Source organism: Streptomyces mesophilus (assembly GCF_011044995.1).
GTDB lineage: Bacteria > Actinomycetota > Actinomycetes > Streptomycetales > Streptomycetaceae > Streptomyces > Streptomyces mesophilus.
This window is the reverse complement of sequence record NZ_JAAKZW010000002.1, coordinates 47,408-64,726: the sequence shown is the minus strand read 5'-3', so window position 1 is coordinate 64,726 and position 17,319 is coordinate 47,408. Positions and strand designations below refer to the sequence as shown.

General features: G+C 71.3%; 16 protein-coding genes and 1 pseudogene. 7 read left to right on the top strand and 10 right to left on the bottom strand.

What is annotated here, in order from left to right:
- Positions 1-17: 17 nt before the first annotated feature.
- Entirely contained in the window at positions 18-3,350 is a 3,333-nt protein-coding gene (gene lysX, locus G6045_RS01060; protein WP_165329799.1) for a bifunctional lysylphosphatidylglycerol synthetase/lysine--tRNA ligase LysX, read from the bottom strand.
- Positions 3,351-3,497: 147 nt separating this feature from the next.
- Between lysX and G6045_RS01055 the strand changes: the two genes are divergently transcribed.
- On the top strand, positions 3,498-3,902 hold the full coding sequence (locus tag G6045_RS01055) for a universal stress protein (RefSeq protein ID WP_206343150.1): 405 nt from the start codon (positions 3,498-3,500) through the stop codon (positions 3,900-3,902).
- 106 nt (positions 3,903-4,008) lie between these two features.
- Here G6045_RS01055 and G6045_RS01050 read toward each other — a convergent pair whose 3' ends face one another.
- Positions 4,009-5,214, bottom strand: coding sequence for a CapA family protein (locus tag G6045_RS01050; RefSeq protein ID WP_165329797.1), 1,206 nt, complete (start codon positions 5,212-5,214; stop codon positions 4,009-4,011).
- A gap of 384 nt (positions 5,215-5,598) precedes the next feature.
- Between G6045_RS01050 and G6045_RS01045 the strand changes: the two genes are divergently transcribed.
- Both G6045_RS01045 and G6045_RS01040 read left to right on the top strand, forming a co-directional pair.
- Positions 5,599-6,141, top strand: a complete 543-nt coding sequence (locus tag G6045_RS01045) for a sigma-70 family RNA polymerase sigma factor (protein ID WP_165329914.1) — start codon at positions 5,599-5,601, stop codon at positions 6,139-6,141.
- 288 nt (positions 6,142-6,429) lie between these two features.
- Positions 6,430-6,924, top strand: coding sequence for a hypothetical protein (locus G6045_RS01040; protein WP_235967399.1), 495 nt, complete (start codon positions 6,430-6,432; stop codon positions 6,922-6,924).
- Positions 6,925-6,947: 23 nt separating this feature from the next.
- Here G6045_RS01040 and G6045_RS01035 read toward each other — a convergent pair whose 3' ends face one another.
- The 5 genes from G6045_RS01035 to G6045_RS01015 all read right to left on the bottom strand — a co-directional run bounded on the left by G6045_RS01035 (position 6,948) and on the right by G6045_RS01015 (position 11,791).
- Complete coding sequence (locus G6045_RS01035) at positions 6,948-8,159, bottom strand: histidine kinase (protein WP_165329796.1); 1,212 nt, start codon at positions 8,157-8,159, stop codon at positions 6,948-6,950.
- Positions 8,156-10,051 carry a sodium/solute symporter gene (locus tag G6045_RS01030; protein WP_165329795.1) on the bottom strand — a complete coding sequence of 632 codons (1,896 nt, stop codon included), beginning with the start codon at positions 10,049-10,051 and terminating at the stop codon, positions 8,156-8,158. The genes G6045_RS01035 and G6045_RS01030 overlap by 4 nt, the downstream gene beginning before the upstream one ends.
- Positions 10,052-10,081: 30 nt before the next feature.
- Entirely contained in the window at positions 10,082-10,465 is a 384-nt protein-coding gene (locus tag G6045_RS01025) for a DUF485 domain-containing protein (RefSeq protein WP_165329794.1), read from the bottom strand.
- Between the two features lie 121 nt (positions 10,466-10,586).
- Positions 10,587-10,868, bottom strand: coding sequence for a hypothetical protein (locus G6045_RS01020; RefSeq protein ID WP_165329793.1), 282 nt, complete (start codon positions 10,866-10,868; stop codon positions 10,587-10,589).
- Between the two features lie 140 nt (positions 10,869-11,008).
- Positions 11,009-11,791: a LytR/AlgR family response regulator transcription factor gene (locus G6045_RS01015; RefSeq protein WP_165329792.1), complete on the bottom strand. Its 783-nt coding sequence runs from the start codon at positions 11,789-11,791 to the stop codon at positions 11,009-11,011.
- A 188-nt stretch (positions 11,792-11,979) separates the two neighbouring features.
- Between G6045_RS01015 and G6045_RS01010 the strand changes: the two genes are divergently transcribed.
- Positions 11,980-12,627, top strand: a complete 648-nt coding sequence (locus G6045_RS01010; RefSeq protein WP_235967383.1) for an anti-sigma factor — start codon at positions 11,980-11,982, stop codon at positions 12,625-12,627.
- Between the two features lie 66 nt (positions 12,628-12,693).
- On the opposite strand, the gene G6045_RS01005 is transcribed toward G6045_RS01010, so the two are convergent.
- Entirely contained in the window at positions 12,694-13,554 is an 861-nt protein-coding gene (locus G6045_RS01005) for an Fpg/Nei family DNA glycosylase (RefSeq protein ID WP_165329790.1), read from the bottom strand.
- Positions 13,555-13,685: 131 nt separating this feature from the next.
- Between G6045_RS01005 and G6045_RS01000 the strand changes: the two genes are divergently transcribed.
- The 3 genes from G6045_RS01000 to G6045_RS00990 all read left to right on the top strand — a co-directional run bounded on the left by G6045_RS01000 (position 13,686) and on the right by G6045_RS00990 (position 16,314).
- Entirely contained in the window at positions 13,686-14,246 is a 561-nt protein-coding gene (locus G6045_RS01000; protein WP_165329789.1) for a helix-turn-helix domain-containing protein, read from the top strand.
- A complete protein-coding gene (locus G6045_RS00995; RefSeq protein WP_165329788.1) occupies positions 14,243-15,700 on the top strand; it encodes an MFS transporter in 1,458 nt (485 codons plus the stop codon). Before G6045_RS01000 ends, G6045_RS00995 begins: the two co-directional genes overlap by 4 nt.
- 68 nt (positions 15,701-15,768) lie before the next feature.
- Positions 15,769-16,314: a GNAT family N-acetyltransferase gene (locus G6045_RS00990; RefSeq protein WP_408056288.1), complete on the top strand. Its 546-nt coding sequence runs from the start codon at positions 15,769-15,771 to the stop codon at positions 16,312-16,314.
- Between the two features lie 101 nt (positions 16,315-16,415).
- Here G6045_RS00990 and G6045_RS00985 read toward each other — a convergent pair.
- Both G6045_RS00985 and G6045_RS00980 read right to left on the bottom strand, forming a co-directional pair.
- Positions 16,416-16,741: pseudogene (locus G6045_RS00985) on the bottom strand (helix-turn-helix domain-containing protein); the annotation flags it as partial.
- A gap of 192 nt (positions 16,742-16,933) precedes the next feature.
- Positions 16,934-17,251: a putative quinol monooxygenase gene (locus tag G6045_RS00980; protein WP_165329787.1), complete on the bottom strand. Its 318-nt coding sequence runs from the start codon at positions 17,249-17,251 to the stop codon at positions 16,934-16,936.
- Between the last annotated feature and the right edge of the window lie 68 nt (positions 17,252-17,319).

Below are 17,319 nucleotides of genomic sequence, written 5' to 3'. Positions count from 1 at the left end.
CAGAAGTGGCGGAGACGTCAGCGGCGTCGTACAAGGGGGAACGGCAGCGTCTCGCGGATCGTCAGGCCCGTGAGGAACATGACGAGCCGGTCCACGCCGATCCCCAGACCACCGGTCGGCGGCATCGCGTATTCGAGGGCGTCGAGGAAGTCCTCGTCGAGCTCCATCGCCTCCGGGTCGCCGCCGGCCGCGAGCAGCGACTGGGCGGTCAGGCGCCGGCGCTGTTCGACCGGGTCGGTCAACTCCGAGTAGGCGGTGCCCAGTTCGGTGCCGAAGGCGACCAGGTCCCAGCGTTCCGCGAGCCGGGGGTCGGTGCGGTGCTGGCGGGTGAGCGGCGACACGTCGGTCGGAAAGTCCTTGTAGAACGTGGGCAGCTTGGTCTTCTCCTCGACCAGGCGCTCGTACATCTCCAGGACCACGTCCCCGCGCCCCATCTCCGCGGTGTACGGGACACCGCTCCGGTCGCAGAGCCGGTGCAGCCCGGGCGGATCGGTGTCGGCGGTGACCTCTTCGCCGAGCGCCTCGGAGATCGCCCCGTACACCGTCTTGACCGGCCAGGACCCGGAGATGTCGTGCTCGACGAGCTTGCCGCTCTCGTCGGCCTTGCGGGCGACCGGGGAGCCGAACGCGGCGGTCGCGGCGCCCTGGATCAGTTCACGGGTGAGGTTGAGCATCACGTCGTAGTCGGCGAAGGCTTGGTAGGCCTCCAGCATCGTGAACTCGGGGTTGTGCTTGTACGAGACGCCCTCGTTGCGGAACGTGCGGCCCATCTCGAAGACCTTCTCCAAACCGCCCACGCACAGCCGCTTGAGATACAGCTCGGGGGCGATACGGAGGTAGAGGTCGAGGTCGTAGGCGTTGATGTGCGTGGTGAACGGGCGGGCGTTGGCGCCGCCGTGGATCTGCTGCAGCATCGGCGTCTCGACCTCGAGGTAGCCGCGCTCCAGAAGGCCCTGGCGCAGCGCCTGTACGGCGGTGGAGCGGGCCCGTACGACGTCGCGGGCCTCCGGGTTGGCGACCAGGTCGACATAGCGGCGGCGCACCTTGGCCTCGGGGTCGGACAGACCGCGGCGCTTGTCCGGCAGCGGGCGCAGGCATTTGCCGGTGAGCTGCCAGCCGGTGACGAACACGGACAGCTCGCCCTTGTCCGTGACGCCGATCTCGCCCGAGGCGGTGATGTGGTCGCCGATGTCGGTGGCGCGGGTGAAGGAGTCGAGGACCTCCTGGTGTTCGCGCGAGAACACCAGCTGGAGGTCACCGGACCAGTCCCGCAGATCCGCGAAGGCGACACCGCCGAAGTCACGGATCAGCATGACGCGGCCCGCGACGGTGGTCTGCTCCCCGGTGCGCGCGCCCGGTGCAAGGGCGGGGTGGGCGGTGCGGATCTCGGCCAGGGTGTGGGTGCGCGGGGCGATGCCGACGGGGTACGGGTCGATGCCCTCGTCCTGCAGCCGCTCGAGTTTGCGGTGGCGGATCCGGACCTGTTCGGGCATGCCGGCCAGCGGGTCGGCGGTCCCCGACGCGGCGGCGCCCAGGCCGAGTTCGTCGATGGCGGGCAGGCCCGCGGTGGTCGCGGGGCGGTCGAACTTGGCGGGGCTGCGGCCCTTGCCCCACAAGGTGCCCAGACTCGGTACGGCCACGAAGCCCTCGGCGATACCCGAGGCCAGGGAGACCCGGGCCAGCGATCCGGCGTCCCCGTAGCAGATGAAGCGCGGGTACCAGTCGGGGTCGTACTTCGCGTTCGAGCGGTAGAGCGCCTCGAGCTGGAACCACTTGGAGAAGAACAGCAGCAGCTTGCGCCAGAGCCTGAGGATGGGGCCCGCGCCGATCCGGGCGCCTTCCTCGAACACGGAGCGGAAGACCGCGAAGTTCAGGGAGACACGGCGTACGCCCAGCTTGCCGACGGTGGCGCAGAGTTCGGCGACCATGAACTCCATGACGCCGTTGGGAGCGCTGCGGTCGCGGCGCATCAGGTCGAGCGAGATGCCGTCCTTGCCCCAGGGCACGAAGGACAGCAGCGCGAGGAGTTTGCCGTCGGCGTCCATGCACTGCACCAGGAGGCAGTCGCCGTCCTGCGGATCGCCGAGCCGGTCGAGCGCCATGGAGAAGCCGCGTTCGGTCTCGGTGTCGCGCCAGGCGTCGGCGCGGTTGATGATCTGCTTCATCTCGGCGTCGGTGAGCATGGAGTGGCGGCGGATACGGCAGGTGGCGCCGGTGCGCCGGACGCGGTTGACGGCCTGGCGCGTGACGCGCATGTCGCGGCCGTCGAGGTCGAACTTCTGCACGTACAGGATCGCCTCGTCACCGAGCTGCAGCGCGCCCATCCCGTGCCGGGCGAAGGCCTTCGCGCCCTCCTCGGACGCGCCCATCACGGCGGGCGCCCAGGCATAGCGCCCGGCGATCTCCAGCCAGGCCTCGATCGCCTGGTCCCAGGCGCCCGGATCGCCGACGGGGTCACCACTGGCCAGACAGACTCCGGCCTCCACGCGGTAGGTGACGGCCGCTTTGCCGTTCGGGGCGAAGACGACGGCCTTGTCGCGGCGGGTGGCGAAGTAGCCGAGCGAGTCGTTCTCGCCGTACGCACCGAGCAGCGCCCTGATCCGCGTCTCCTCGTCCCCGTGCAGCGCCGCTTCGAGCCGCTGGGAACGGAACAGGGTGAAGGCGGCGTTCAGGAGCGCCAGCGCACCGAACAGGCCGAGGAAGAAGTAGAGCGGCCGCGGGGGCGTGCCGTGGAACTGCTGGCCGGAGACTAGACCCCCGAGCACCCGGTTGGCCGCCCACGGGAAGCGGTGGCCGCGCTCCAGCGTGCCGGGGAACAGCTCGACGAGACCCCAGCCGGCCAGGATCGCGACCGCGAGGCCGCCCACCAGGACCCCGAGGGCGCGCAGGAACTGACCTCGCCGGGTCTGGCCGTAGAACTCCTTGTGGGCGAGGACCAGGACCACCAAGGCGATCCCGCAGACGATCGCCGAGGGCAGGACGTCCTTCCACTCCCCCTGCGCGATCCCGATGCCGTCCACGATCAGGAGCAGCCCCAGATACGCCACGACCAGGCGCCACGCGATGGTCTTGCGGGAGGCGCAGGCGGCGGCGAGCAGCGTCAGGAACAGGGCGTACGCGAGGTTGGCGCTGACCGGGACCGTGGCGTGGTCGAGGGCCTGGGTGACGGGGCGGGCCAGACGGCGCAACGGGGCGATGATCGCGAGGATGCCGCAGTAGAGGCCGAGCAGGCCGAAGAAGGTCGCGAAGATATCCGGGACCCTGCTCAGGAACGGTGACGTGCCTGGTCCGAGCCGGTCCGCATCGTGCGTCTGGCCCTTGGGTATCGCGGCTTCCACGCTGGCGCTCATGGACCGACTCTAAGAAGAGCCACGCGCGCCCGCCCGTCGGGAAGGGCCCGGCGGGTCACACCCCGCGCCGGCTGAGCTAGCCTCACGGCTGTGAGCGAAGAGCAGGCGACCCGGTTCGAACGCGGTACGGACGGCCCCAAGGTGATCATGGTCGGGGTCGACGGCTCCGATACCTCACTGCGCGCCGCCGCCTATGCGGGCGGCCTCGCACGGCGGCAGAACGCGCTGCTCGCCGTGGTCTACGTGCAGCCCGTGATGGCGGCCGGCGCCGCGCTCGGCGCGCCCGTCGGAGAGGTCACGGACGAGATCGCCGAAGGGCTGATCGCGGAGATCAAGGACGCCACCGAGCGGGTGAAGGACATCTTCTCGGTGCGGTGGGAGTTCCACACGTTCCGCGGGGACCCCTACAACAGCCTGGTCACCGCGGCCGACGAGCTCAAGGCGGACGCCGTGATCGTGGGCGCCTCCGAGCAGGCCGGGCACCGGATCGTCGGCTCGGTGGCGGTACGGCTGGTGAAGGCGGGGCGCTGGCCGGTCACGGTGGTGCCGTAAGCGTCGCTCGGGCGCCGCCACGCACGGTTGTCTCCCGCAGCCCGAACGGCCGAGGGCCGCATCCGTCGCGGCGGATGCGGCCCTCGGTCGTTCGGCGATATGTCGCTCAACTGCCCATCGTCAAGCCGTGCTTGGCGGCGCCCCGGCTGAGCGTGACGCGGCGGATGCGGTCGCGTACGTCCGTGTAGTCGGCACCGCGCTTGATCGCGGCGTTCAGGTTCACCACCCGGCCGTCGCCCGTGTCGAACCACTGCGGGATGAACTCCGCCTCGGACACCTCCCACCGGCCGCCGGGCTGCTTCGGCGGTACGAAGGTGAAGCGGCCGATCGTGCCCTGGTTGCCGCGCGGGTCGGAGGACCCGGAGTAGTTGATCATGTCGCCGGCGATCTGGTCGCCCATGCCGTAGATCACCCAGGTGCCGTTGACCTTCTCGTACGGCTGCGGGACGTGTGCGTGCGTCCCGATGATGAGGTCGATGTCCGGGCGGCCGCCGCTCTTCGAGGCGGTCAGGCGCTTGGCGAGGCGGAGTTGGCGGCCGTCGGGCTCGTCCTGCCACTCGGTGCCCCAGTGCGGGCTCACCACGACCACATCGGCGCCGGCCCTGCGTGCGGCGCGGGCGTCCGCGATGATCTTCTTCTCGTCGATCAGATTGAGCGCCCAGGGCTGCCCCTTGGGGAGCGGATAGCCGTTGGTGCCGTAGCTGTACGCGAGATGGGCGACCTTCGCGCCGCCGGCCCGCAGGATCGTGGGCCGCTTGGCCTCGGCCGCACTGCGGGCCGAACCCGCGTGCCTGACCCCCGCCTTGTCGAGGGCGTCGAGGGTGCGGCGGATGCCCGCGGCGCCCGCGTCGAGGGTGTGGTTGGAGGCGGTCGAGCAGGAGTCGTAGCCGGTCGCGCCCAGCGCGGCGGCGACCTGGGGCGGGGACTTGAACGCCGGGTAGCCGGTGTAGTCACCGTCGGCCCCGTACACGGTCTCCATATGGCAGATGGCCAGATCCGCCTTGGAGATCACCGGCTTCACGCCGAGCAGCATCGGGCGGAAGTCGTACCCGTCGCCGCCGGCGTCGGCGTTCGCCTGGCGGATGATCGACGCGTGCGGCAGGACGTCACCCGAAGCGGCCAGGGTGAACCCCCTGGCGGGAGCGGGCGCGGGACCGCCGGCGGCGGACGGGGCGGGCGGTTTCCTCGAGGACTCGGGCCCTGGCGCGGAGGCGGGCTGCTCGGTGCCGCAGCCCGCGACGGCGGCCGTCAGCAGCGCGGCGAGCGCCGCACGTGCGGTGTGTGCACGGAATGAACCAGTGCGTTCAGTCATCGACCGTGGCTTCCCTTGAGTGGTGGACGAGCCGGCGGAGAGCGATCGCAATCTCCGTACATGAATCCATCCGGGGCGTAACGGGAAGTCAAGGAGCTTTGCCGCGCCCATTACGAATATGGAACTACTTGGAGGAAACGGAAGCTAATCACCCGATTCCGGAACGATCGATTCCTCCCGGCCGCCCAGCCTCCGCGGGCGACCGTTCACCGCGCCGTTCGTCGCACCGCTCGTCGCACCGCTCGACCTGCACGGGAACCGTTCGGCGCACCGCTCGGCCGTCCGTTCGACTGCCGCCGCACGGGCGCTCCGCACGCTCACGCGTCGCGGTTACGTTCACGGCGACGCGGCGACCTACCGGAGGAGTCAACGGTGACCACCGCCATGGAGCACCCCACCCGCACCCCCGAGCAGGAACTGGCCGAACTGCAGGAAGCCCATGGACGCGCCCTGTTCGGGTTTCTGCTCGGGCTGACCTACGGCGACCGGCAGCGCGCGGAGGATCTGGTCCAGGAGACCCTGGTGCGCGCGTGGCAGCACCCCGAGGCGCTGCGCAGCGATCACGACTCGATGCGGCCGTGGCTGTTCACGGTCGGCCGGCGTCTGGCGATCGACGCGCGCAGGGCCCGCAAGGCCCGGCCCACCGAGGTCGGCGCGGACAGCATCGAGCTCGCACCACCCGTGGGCGTCATAGGCGACGGGCACGAGGAGCGGTCGGTGACGGCGCTCGACGTCCGCGAGGCGCTCACGACCCTGCGCCGCGAACACCGCGACGTCCTCGTGCAGCTCTACTACCGCGGGCACTCGGTGACGGAGGCCGCACAGGCGCTGGGCATTCCCGCGGGAACCGTCAAGTCCCGTTCGCACTACGCGCTTCGGCGGCTCAAGACCGTCCTGCCGGGATACGGCGCGGGGCCGCTGCACTGACACCCCGGGCGTGAGCAGCCTCACCCCCTGAACCTCCAGATCATGGCGGAGTCCGCTCCCTCACCGCCCTTAGTGTGAGGCGAGAACCAGGTGCGCCATGCCCCTTGTGCACCGCTCGCACCACAGGGCTCGTGACGTCCCTTCCGTCTGCCGACGGAGAGGTCGATTTCGAAACCACTGTGTCCAGTTGAGTAAAGCCGGACCCACGTGCGTGCCCGACGGTGAAGGCTGCCCTTCGGGGCTCGAAGGGGTCCCACAGGGGGCAGAGAAAGGGAGTAGGTGGATCGGTTGCTGCCCGACAGGAGAAACGGCAGGAGTACCGGCGAACTGGCCGTGCCGATGGCATGGCTGTACGCGGAGTACATCGCCGACGAACTGCTGCGCACCGGGGACCTCGTCCCGTCGAGCACCCTCGAGTACCGGGCCGGCCGGCAGACCCTCGCGCTCACGATCTATCTGTCCGACCAGACGGACGAGCTCTCCGGTATCCGGGTGGTGTCCCAGCTCGACGAGTGGCTCTCCTTGACGGCGTACGGCCATCCCTGGCAGGAGTGGGTGCGCGAGCGAATGGAGCGCCGCGTCGCCGAAGGCGGCGGGCCCGATCTGGCGTTGGCGACGGAGACCTGGGGGTGGCTGCAGCGCACCGAGCTGCTCGCGGCCGATCTGGACTCGTCGCTGCAGTGGCAACGCGTCGGGATCGAGGTCGACGAGGACGACCAGGTGTGGACGCCGGCCTGGGAACTGGGGCTGCCGCTCGGGCACTTGGCGATCCATCTGTTCTGACGACCACGGCCCCGCCCGCGGACTCAGCGGCCGGAGTGCACTCCGGCCCGGTACTTGGGCACCCGTACCGTGATCTTCATGCCGGCGCCGAGTCCGGTCTCGATGACGAGGCCGTAGTCGTCCCCGTACACCTGGCGCAGCCGCTCGTCGACATTGGACAGACCGACCCCGTTCGACCCGGCGCCCGGCGGCGGTTGCTCGCCCGCGAGGATCCGCCGGAGCAGCGTGGGGTCCATGCCGACTCCGTTGTCCTCGATGACGACGAGGGCCTCGGCGCCCTCGTCCTGCGCGGAGATGGAGATACGGCACTTGTCGCGGGAGTCCTCGAGGCCGTGCTTGACGGCGTTCTCGACCAGCGGCTGCAGGCACAGGAACGGCATGGTGACCGGAAGGACCTCGGGGGCGACCTGCAAGGTCACCTGGAGCCGGTCACCGAAGCGGGCGCCGGCGAGGGCCAAGTACTGCTCGATGGACCGCAGTTCGTCGGCGAGGGTGGTGAAGTCGCCGTGCCGACGGAACGAGTAGCGGGTGAAGTCGGCGAATTCCAGGAGGAGTTCGCGGGCCCGCTCGGGGTCGGTGCGGACGAACGAGGCGATCGCGGCGAGCGAGTTGAAGATGAAGTGCGGGGAGATCTGGGCGCGCAGGGCACGGATCTCGGCCTCTATGAGGCGGGTGCGGGAGCGGTCCAGTTCGGCGAGTTCCAGCTGTACGGAGACCCAGCGGGCCACTTCGGTCGCGGCGCGCACCAGGACGGCGGACTCACGTGAGCCGTAGGCGACGAGTGCGCCGAGGATGCCGTCCTCGCCCGTGAGGGGTGCGACGACCGCCCAGCGCAGCGGGCATTCGGGCAGTTCGCACTCGGTGTGCACGCTCAGACTGCGGCCGGAGTCGAGGAGTTCGCCGACGCGGCGCATGACGGGTTCGTTGTGGTGGCCGTGCCCCGGCCCGTCCCAGGCGAGCACGCGCTCACGGTCGGTCAGGCACAGGGCCTCGGTGCCGAGCAGGGAGCGCAGGCGTTTGGCGGCCTTGCGGGCGGTGTCCTCGGTGAGGCCGGCCCGCAGCGGGGGCGCGGCGAGCGAGGCGGTGTGCAGGGTATGGAAGGTGGCGCGTTCGACCGGGGTGCCGAGGTCCAGGTCCACTTCGCCGCGGCGGGCCGTGAAGCGGCCGATCAGGATCCCGGCCGCGAGGACGACGACGCCCGCCACGACCAGCGCCGCAATCCCGATCCCGGTCATCGCTCCCCCGGTTCCTGCTGCTCGGCGTCCGGACGCGCTTCCTGCTGCTCGGCGTCCGTACGCGCACGCCGCTTCCCGCGCCGCCCGTCCTGTTCGCCCTGCGGGACCACCCGCCGCTCGCCGTACTGCACTGCACGCTTGTCGGCGGCCCGCAGTTCACGCAGCGGCCCGTCCCCGCGCCGCCGCTCGGAGAGGTCTTCCGGCAGATGCAGCCGGGCCAGGGTGGCCGCGGTGCCCGGGGGGATGCGGGACGGGGTCAGGAGCGAGACGACGATCATCGTGAGGAACCCGAGCGGCACCGACCACACCGCCGGCCAGGCAAGGAGTGTGTGCGCCCAGCCCGCCGAGGGCAGTCCGGTGCGGGTGGCGAGGACGGCGGTGAGTGCCGCCCCTCCCCCGGTGACCAGGCCCGCCACGGCGCCGGGCGGGGTGAGCCGGCGCCACCAGATGCCGAGCACGAGCAGCGGACAGAACGACGAGGCCGATACGGCGAAGGCGAGCCCGACCGCGTCCGCGACCGGCACGTTGGTGGCGATCAGGGACACTCCGAACGGGGCGGCCACGGCCATGACCGCCGCGATCCTGAAATGCCCCACGCCGCGTGCCGGCAGCACGTCCTGGTGCAGCACGCCGGCCACCGCGAGCGTCAGTCCGGACGCGGTCGACAGGAACGCCGCGAACGCGCCGCCCGCGAGCAGCGCCCCGAGCAGATCGCCGCCCACTCCCCCGATGAGCCGTTCCGGCAGCACCAGCACGGCCGCGTCGGCGTCGCCGGTGAGGGCGAGTTCGGGGGCGTAGATCCGGCCGAGGGCGCCGTAGACCGGCGGCAGCAGATAGAACGCGCCGACCAGACCGAGTACGACCAGCGTGGTGCGGCGGGCCGCGCGTCCGTTGGGGCTGGTGTAGAAGCGGACGGCGACATGCGGCAGGCCCATGGTGCCGAGGAAGGTCGCGAGGATCAGTCCGTACGTGGCGTAGAGCCGGTACTCGTCCCGGTCGCCGGCGAGCGGCCGTGACCAGTTGGAGGTACCCGTACCGGTGTGTTCCTTGGTCTCCGGCACGGAGGTGCCCGCCTGGAAACCGAGCCGCGTGCCGCTCTCGACGCGGTGCGTGCCCTCGCCGAGTGCGACACGCTGCTTCTCGTACGAGGTGCCGTCGACCTTTCCGTCGACGGTGAGCGTGATGGGGGCGTCGAGCTCGATGCGGACGGTGTCGTCGATGCGTACCGAGGTGTGCTCGCGGAAGACGGCCGGAGCGTCGAAGGTGGCGCGCGGGGTGTTGTCGCCGAACCAGGCGACGATCAGGAACAGGGCCGGGACCAGCAGCGCGGTGAGCTTGAGCCAGTACTGGAAGGCCTGCACGAAGGTGATCGAGCGCATGCCGCCCGCCGCGACGGCGCCCGTGACGACGAGGGCCACGACGAGGCTGCCGACCCAGTCGGGCGAGCCGGTGAGGATCTCCAGGGTGAGCCCGGCGCCCTGCAGTTGGGGCAGCAGATACAGCCAGCCGATGCCCACGACGAAAAGGCTGGCGAAGCGGCGCACGGTGTGGGATTCGAGGCGGGCCTCGGCGAAGTCGGAGAGCGTGTAGGCGCCGGAGCGGCGCAGCGGGGCCGCGACCAGGATCAGCAGGACGAGATATCCGGCGGTGTAGCCGACCGGGTACCAGAGCATGTCCGGGCCCTGGAGGAGGACCAGGCCCGCGACGCCGAGGAAGGAGGCGGCGGAGAGGTATTCGCCGCTGATGGCCGCGGCGTTGAGGCCGGGCTGGACGGTGCGGGACGCGACGTAGAAGTCCGAGGTCGTACGGGAGATCCTGAGGCCGAGGGCGCCGATCAGGACCGTGGCGAGCACCACGACCGTCACCGCGGTCACCGCGTAGGTCTGGTTCAAGGGCGCACCGCGCGGATCTCGTTCAAGGGCTCAGCGTCCTTCGACGAGTCCCGTGAAGTCCCGCTCGTTGCGCTCCGCCCTGCGGACGTACCAGTGGGCTATGAGCAGCATGACCGGATAGACGCCGACGCCCAGGGACAGCCAGACCCACAGGGTCGGTGAGACCTCGGAGCCCGTCACGGACTCGGGGAGCATGAAGAGCAGGGGCAGGGTGCCGACGAAGAGGATGAGGACGCCGAGCGCGGTGAGCCCGGCCTTCAACTGGCTGCGCATCAGGGACCGTACATAGGTGGTGCCGATGGTCGTCTGCTCGTCGATCTCGGACCGTGCGGCGGTGTGCCCCAGCGGGCGCCGCGCCTGACGCGGCACACCGGTCACGGTCTCCCGGCGGGGGCCATCGGGGGCTGCTGGCATGGGCGGTGCGCTCTCTCGTCCGAGGTGGGGTGAACGGGAGTCTACGCAGGGCTGATGACCTGGGGTAGGGCTCGGTCAGGGTCGGGGGTGGAGCCCGCTCAGGGTCGGGGGTGGAGCCCGGTCAAGGTCTGGGATGGAGCCCGGTCGAGCAGTCCTGGAGGGCCACTTCGAGCTCGACATAGGACTCCTCGGCCCGCCGGAAGGCCAGTCGCAGCGCGGCCTCCGCACGCGGTCCGGTGAACGGGGCGGCGGCCTCATGGGCCTCGTCGAGGATCTCGGACCAGCGGGCCGCGGCGCTCTTGAGGCCGGCGAGGTAGCGCCTCGCCTCGGTCGGACTCGTCGGCGGCGCGGGCAGCGCCCGCAACTCCTCGAGCAGCGCCTCGACTTCGGATGGACCGGGCATTGCGGACTTCCCTCCCCGTAGACGGAGGTCAGGCTAGGCGCGGCGCGCCTGCCCGGACCAGCCGTGCGTCGGCGGACGGCGCCTTGGATGCGGTGAGCGGTCCGCTGCCTCGGTGGACGGTCGCCGGCCGCGCCTCCGGTTCAGCGCCGCGCGTGCCGCATCAGCAGATCCCGCAGCTCACGGGCGTGCCGGCGGCTCACCGCGAGTTCCGCGCCGCCGACGCGCACGGTGGTCGCGCCGGCGTCCAGGCGCAGTTCGTCGATACGGCCGAGCGCCACGAGATGGCGCCGGTGTATCCGTACGAACCCGCGCGCGGCCCAGCGCTCCTCCAGCGTGGACAGGGGGATGCGCACCAAGTGGCTGCCCTCGTCGGTGTACAGACGCGCGTAGTCGCCGTGCGCTTCGACGTACGCGATGGCGTCGATCGGGATGAAGCGGGTGACTCCGCCCAGTTCGACCGGGATCTGGTCGGGAGCCGAGTCGACGGCGACCGGAGCGGCCGGCACCGGGACCGTGGCCGTGGTCGTGGTCGGGGCCGTCAGATCGCTGACGCGGCGTACCGCTTCGGCGAGGCGTTCGCGGCGCACGGGCTTGAGGACGTAGTCCACCGCTTCGAGGTCGAAGGCCTGCACGGCGAAGCCTTCATGGGCCGTGACGAACACGATCAGCGGCGGCTTGGCGAAGCCCGCGAGCAGCCGCGCCACGTCGAGGCCGGTGAGCCCTGCCATGTGGATGTCGAGGAAGACGACGTCGATGGCCTCGTCGCCGTCCGGGCCCGCGTCCAGGGCGCGGTTGATCCGCCGCAGCGCCTCGGTGGCATCGGTGGCGCCCTCGGCGCTGCGCACCCGCGGGTCGGCGCGCAGCAGGAAGAGCAGCTCTTCGAGTGCGGGCTTCTCGTCGTCGACGGCCAGTACACGCAGCATGCGGCGGAGTGTATGCGGCTGCGTGCCCGGTGGACACGGGGAGGCGGGGAGCCGCTGCGGGACAGTTCACCGAATTCCCAGGGGTGTTGAGCAGGAACACCGAATGCCCCGTATTGCAGGGGGACACACTTCTCGCCGTATCCCCCACGGTGCGATACCCCCGTAATCCCGTACGAAGAGGAATGCCCATGAGCGCGCAGCACCAGGACGTCGCCGCCTATGCGCTGGGCGTACTGGAACCTGCGGACAGCCTCCATGTCGAGGAACATCTGGGCGATTGCCTGCACTGCGCGCTGGAACTCGTGGAATTCTCCCGGGTGGTGGCGCTCTTGGAGCCGCTGTCCTCGCGGGATTCCATTGCCTACCTGCAGGCGCCTCCCGCGCCGCTGCTCGACCGGCTGCTCGTCCAGGTGCGCGATCGCCGCCCTGCCCGCCGGCTCCGCTGGGTGGCCGCGGCGGTGGCGGTGCTCGTCGCGTTGCCGACGGGGGCGGCGCTGCTGCGGGAGGGCGGCCCCCGGGTGCTCGACGGCCGGGCGGGGGCGCTCACCGCGAGCGTGGCGCTGGACGAGCAGACCTGGGGCACCCAGGTGGCGCTGCGGATGGACCGGCTGGACGGGCCGCGCCGCTGCGAGCTGGTGGCGGTGGGGCCGGGCGGTGCGGAGCAGACGGTGCTCAGCTGGTCGGTCCCGCAAGGCGGTTACGGCTTCCCGGGGCGCGACGGCCATGAGCGCCCGCTGCTGGCCGAAGGCGGTACGGGGCTGCGGACCGACCAGATCCGGCGGTTCGAGGTCCGGACGCTGGACGGCGAACGGTTGTTGTCGATTCCCGCCGATTAGGGGCCGCTCGCCCTGCCAGAACGGCGGGCACGGCGGGCACTCCGCGCAGGTCCCGCCGCCGAGGCGCTACTTGAGCAGCCGGGACATCCGGCGGTCCGCCAGCGGCTTGCCGCCCGTCTGGCACGTAGGGCAGTACTGGAGCGAGGAGTCGTGGAAGGACACCTCGCGGATGGTGTCCCCGCAGACCGGGCAGGCCTCACCGGTGCGGCCGTGCACGCGCAGACCGCTCTTCTTCTCCGACTTGAGCCGTCCCGCGGCCACGCCCTGCGAGCGTTCCACCGCCTCGGCGAGCGTGGAGTGCATCGCCTCGTACAGCGTGTGCAGCTCGTCGGCGGTGAGCTTGTCCGCGATCTTGTACGGGGACATCCGGGCCACGTGCAGGATCTCGTCGCTGTACGCGTTGCCGATGCCCGCGATCAGGCTCTGGTCGCGCAGGGCGCCCTTGATGCGGCGGCGTTCGCCCTTGAGCAGCGCGGCGAAGGCGGCCTCGTCGAAGCTCTCCGCGAGCGGGTCGGGTCCCAGACGGGCGATTCCCGGGACCTCCTGGGGGTCGTGGACCACGTACACCGCGAGGCGCTTCTGTGTGCCGGCCTCGGTGAGGTCGAAGCCCCGGCCGTCGTCGAGCGCGACGCGCAGCGCGAGGGGGCCCTTGCCCGGTTTCGGGGGGCCGTCGGGCAGTCGGTCCTTCCACTGCAGCCAGCCCGCGCGGGCCAGGTGGGTGATGAAGTGCAGTCCGTCCAGATCGAGGTCGAGGAACTTGCCGTGCCGCGCGACCGCGGTGACCGGGCGGCCTTCGAGGGCGCTCAGCGGCGGGTCGTACGTCTTGAGCACACTGATCGCCACCGGCAGGACGCGTGCGATACGGGCGTCGCCGAGATGTTCGGTCAGGAAGCCCCTGAGGGCCTCCACCTCGGGGAGTTCAGGCATGCGTCCAGGTTGTCACGGGGCACTGACAGGCGCGTGCGGTCCGGGTCCGCTCCCCCATCTCCCGGTGCCTCTTGCCGGAGATCCAGGTGGCTCTTGCCAGCGTCTCCCATATCCGGGATACGATCCCGGATATGGGAGACGACATCGACGCACGCCTGGCTCAGCGCCTGGCCGCGCTGCGGACCGAACGCGGCTGGTCCCTGGACGAGTTGGCCACGCGCTCCGGTGTCAGCCGGTCCACGCTGTCGCGCCTGGAACGCGGGGAGATCAGCCCGACGACCTCGCTGCTCAACCGGCTGTGCGCCGCGTACGAGCGCACCATGTCGCGGCTGCTCACCGAGGTCGAGGGCGAGCAGGCGCAACTGGTGCGGGCCGGACAGCAACCGGTGTGGAACGACACCGAGTCCGGCTTCGTACGGCGCTCCGTCTCCCCGCCCCACGCGGGGCTGCGGGGTGAGCTGGTCGAGGGGACGCTGCGCCCCGGTGCGGACATCTCCTACGACGGCCCGCCGGTGCCCGGACTGGAACAGCACATCTGGGTGCTCGCCGGCGCCATGGAAGTGACCGTGCAGAACGAGACGTACGGCCTGGAGACCGGGGACTGTCTGCGGTTCCGGCTGTGGGGGCCCACGCGCTTTCGCTGCACTTCGGACGAGCCCGTGCGCTACGTCATCGCCGTGGTGCTGCCATGAGCGGCATAGAGCGGTTCTCGCCGCGCGAGCGCCGGGTACTCGCCGTCTGTCTGGCGGCCGGTTTCACCTCGCTGCTCGACCAGTCGGTGCTCAACATCGCGGTGCCCGCGCTGCGGGACTCGCTGTCCGCCGACGCCTCCCAGCTGCAGTGGATCGTGGCCGGGTACTCCCTCGCGTTCGGGGTCGCGCTGGTGCCCGGCGGGCGGCTCGGTGATGTGCACGGGCGCAAGCCGTTCTTCCTCGCCGGGATGGCGCTGTTCGCCGTCGCGGGGGTGCTGTCCAGCTGCGCGCAGGACGCCTGGCTGGTCGTCGCGGCCCGCCTCGTCCAGGGACTCGGGGCCGGCCTGGTCAACGCCCAGGTGATCGGCACCATCCAGGACGTGTTCACCGGGGCCGCCCGCGCCCGGGCACTCGGCATGTACGCGGTGACAGCCGGCCTGGCCACGGCGCTCGGCCCGCCCGTGGGCGGTGCGCTGATCGCGGCGGCCGGGGCGGAGCCGGGCTGGCGGCTCGCGGTCCTGCTCAATGTGCCCTTCGCCCTGGCCACGCTCGTCGCCGCCGGGCGCTTCCTGCCGCGGCCGCGTCCGGGCAACGGCGAGGCGGGACTTGATCTGCCGGGGGTGGCGCTGTTCGCGGGCCTGACCGTCCTGATCATGCTGCCCTTCATCCGGTCCACGGGGTACCTCGCGTACGGAGCCGGCGCCGCCGCGCTCGCCACGGCGCTGGTGCTCCAGCAGCGGGGGCGGGCCCGCTCCGGCCGCCGCCCGCTGGTCCATCCCGCCCTCACCCGCTCCGCGCCGTACGCACTCGGTACGACGGTGGCGATGACGCAGTTCGGCGCCTCGCTCGCCGGCGGCATGGTCCTCGCCGTCTTCCTCCAGGGCGAACTCGGGCTCTCCGCGATGACGGCGGCCCTGGTGATGCTGCCGCAGGCGCTCGGCATGGGGGCCACCTCGGCCTTCGCCTGGCGTGTGGTGCGCCGGTACGGCGAGCACCGCGTGATCACTTCCGGTCTGGCGCTCTCCGCGCTGGCCCTGCTGTCGGGCGGGCTTGCGACGCTGTACGTACCGGCCGGGCCGCTGCCCTGGGTCCTCGCCGTGTGCCAGCTGTGCGCGGGCGCCGCGACCGGCTTCACGGTCGCCCCGACCCAGGCCCAGGTGCTGCGGCACGCGCCGGCTCAGGCGGCCGGGGTGGCCGGCGGTCTGCTGCAGATGTCGCAGCGGATGGCCGCCGCGGTCTGCATCAGCGCGGTCTCCGGCCTGTATCTGCACGCTTCGGGCCCCGCCTCGGATCTCGCCGGGATGCGCCGGGCGTTCTGGCACGCGTCGCTCGCCTGCACGGCGATCGTCACGATCGGGCTGCTGGTCTCCGTACTGAATCGCCGTCTGAGCACCGCACCCGCGCCGCCGCAGGTGCCGCTCGCGCCGCCGCAAGGAAAGGAACTCACCCCGTGACGACGCAGGCCTCGACCCCCGTGCCGACGTCGGCCTCGACCACCTTGACGAGGCCGACCTCGACCCCCTTGGCGACGCCGACCGCCTCCGTCGAGCGCCTGTCCGCCGACGCCCTGGACGCGTGCGCCGACGAGCTCGGCGAGCTGCTCGCCGCGACCGTGGCGGGCGGCGCCTCGCTCGGCTTCCTCGCCGGTTTCGGACGCGAGGAGGCGGCCCGCTGGTGGCGCGGGCGCGCGGCCGAGGTCGCGGACGGAAGGCTGCTCGTCTGGGTCGCCCGCTCGGGCGGCCGGATCGACGGCACGGTCGGCTGCGTGCCGGTGCTCAAGGACAACGGCCGCCACCGCGGCGAGGTCGTCAAGCTGATGGTGGGGCCACACGCCCGCGGCCGCGGTCTCGCGCGCCGGCTGCTCGCCACGGTCGAGGAGTACGCGGCCGGGGCCGGGCTGACGCTCCTGGTACTGGACACGGAGACGGGCAGTGCGGCGGAACGGCTGTACCGGGCGGCAGGGTGGACCGAGACGGGGACGGTGCCGGACTATGCGGCGGACCCCTCCGGGAAACTCATGCCGTCGACCTTCTTCCACAAGACGCCATCCGCCGACCTGTCCGCCTGACCGGCCGACGGGTCGCGGACGACCGGCCGCTGATTACACACAACAACCCGACGCTGGTCACAGACAATCGCCGGCTAGTTGTAGCTGTAGCCCCCGCCGATCCGGTTCTTGCGACGGGCCTGACGGCCCAGGACCTGGTGGCCGCCGCCGTTGGGTATGTTGCCGAGCTTCTTGATGTCGACATGCACCAAGTGATGCGCCGCTCGGTTCGTGTCGGCGTCTGACATGGACTGAAGTGCGGGCGGCTGGAGCGGTCCGTCATCCCAGCTGGCCCCTGCTCGCGGTAGCGGTCAGCCCACCGTTTCGCAGTGGTGGGCGAGACTTGGAAGCGTTCAGCCGCGCGGCGCAGTGGCCATCGATTGTCGACCACGCACTGCGCCAAGCGCAGGCGGCCGGTTTCGGTCAGGGGTGCGTTGCGGTGGACCATGCCGGTCTTTCTGGCTCAGAGGATGACGATGGCCGGGTGCACGAGTGATGTCTCGTGCACCCGGCCGTGAAGTGGCGTCCGATCTGGTTCCCGACCGGAGGGGCGCTGTGAAGTCGGGAGCGCTCGCCGGTGGTGGTGTGAGAGGGGCGAGGCGCCCGCCGAAGAGCTGGTTCGGCGGGCACCTCGCCGCACTCAGGCCGGGTCGGCGGGCAGAGCCGAGTACGGGTGGGCTTCGACGCGCATGACCATCTCGGCGAGGTGCTCGATGATTTCGTCACGCAGTTCGTCGGCGAGAGGGCCGTTCTCGTAGGCGGCCTTCGCTTCGTCACTGCGGAACACCTCGATGTTCCACAGCACGTCGGGATCGGCGTCCTCGCGGAGCATGATGAACCGGTCGGAGGACCCCGACTTGTACATCCCTTCGGTGGCCAGCGCGAACAGCTTGTCGCCGTGCCCCGGCTTGGCACGCATCTTGATGATGTACGCGGGCTGGTCCTGCAGTGCTGCCATGTCTGTCTCCTTGTGCCGTGCAGGGGCGTCCGGCGCGAGCCGCCCCTCTGTCGCTGGAATATCGTTCC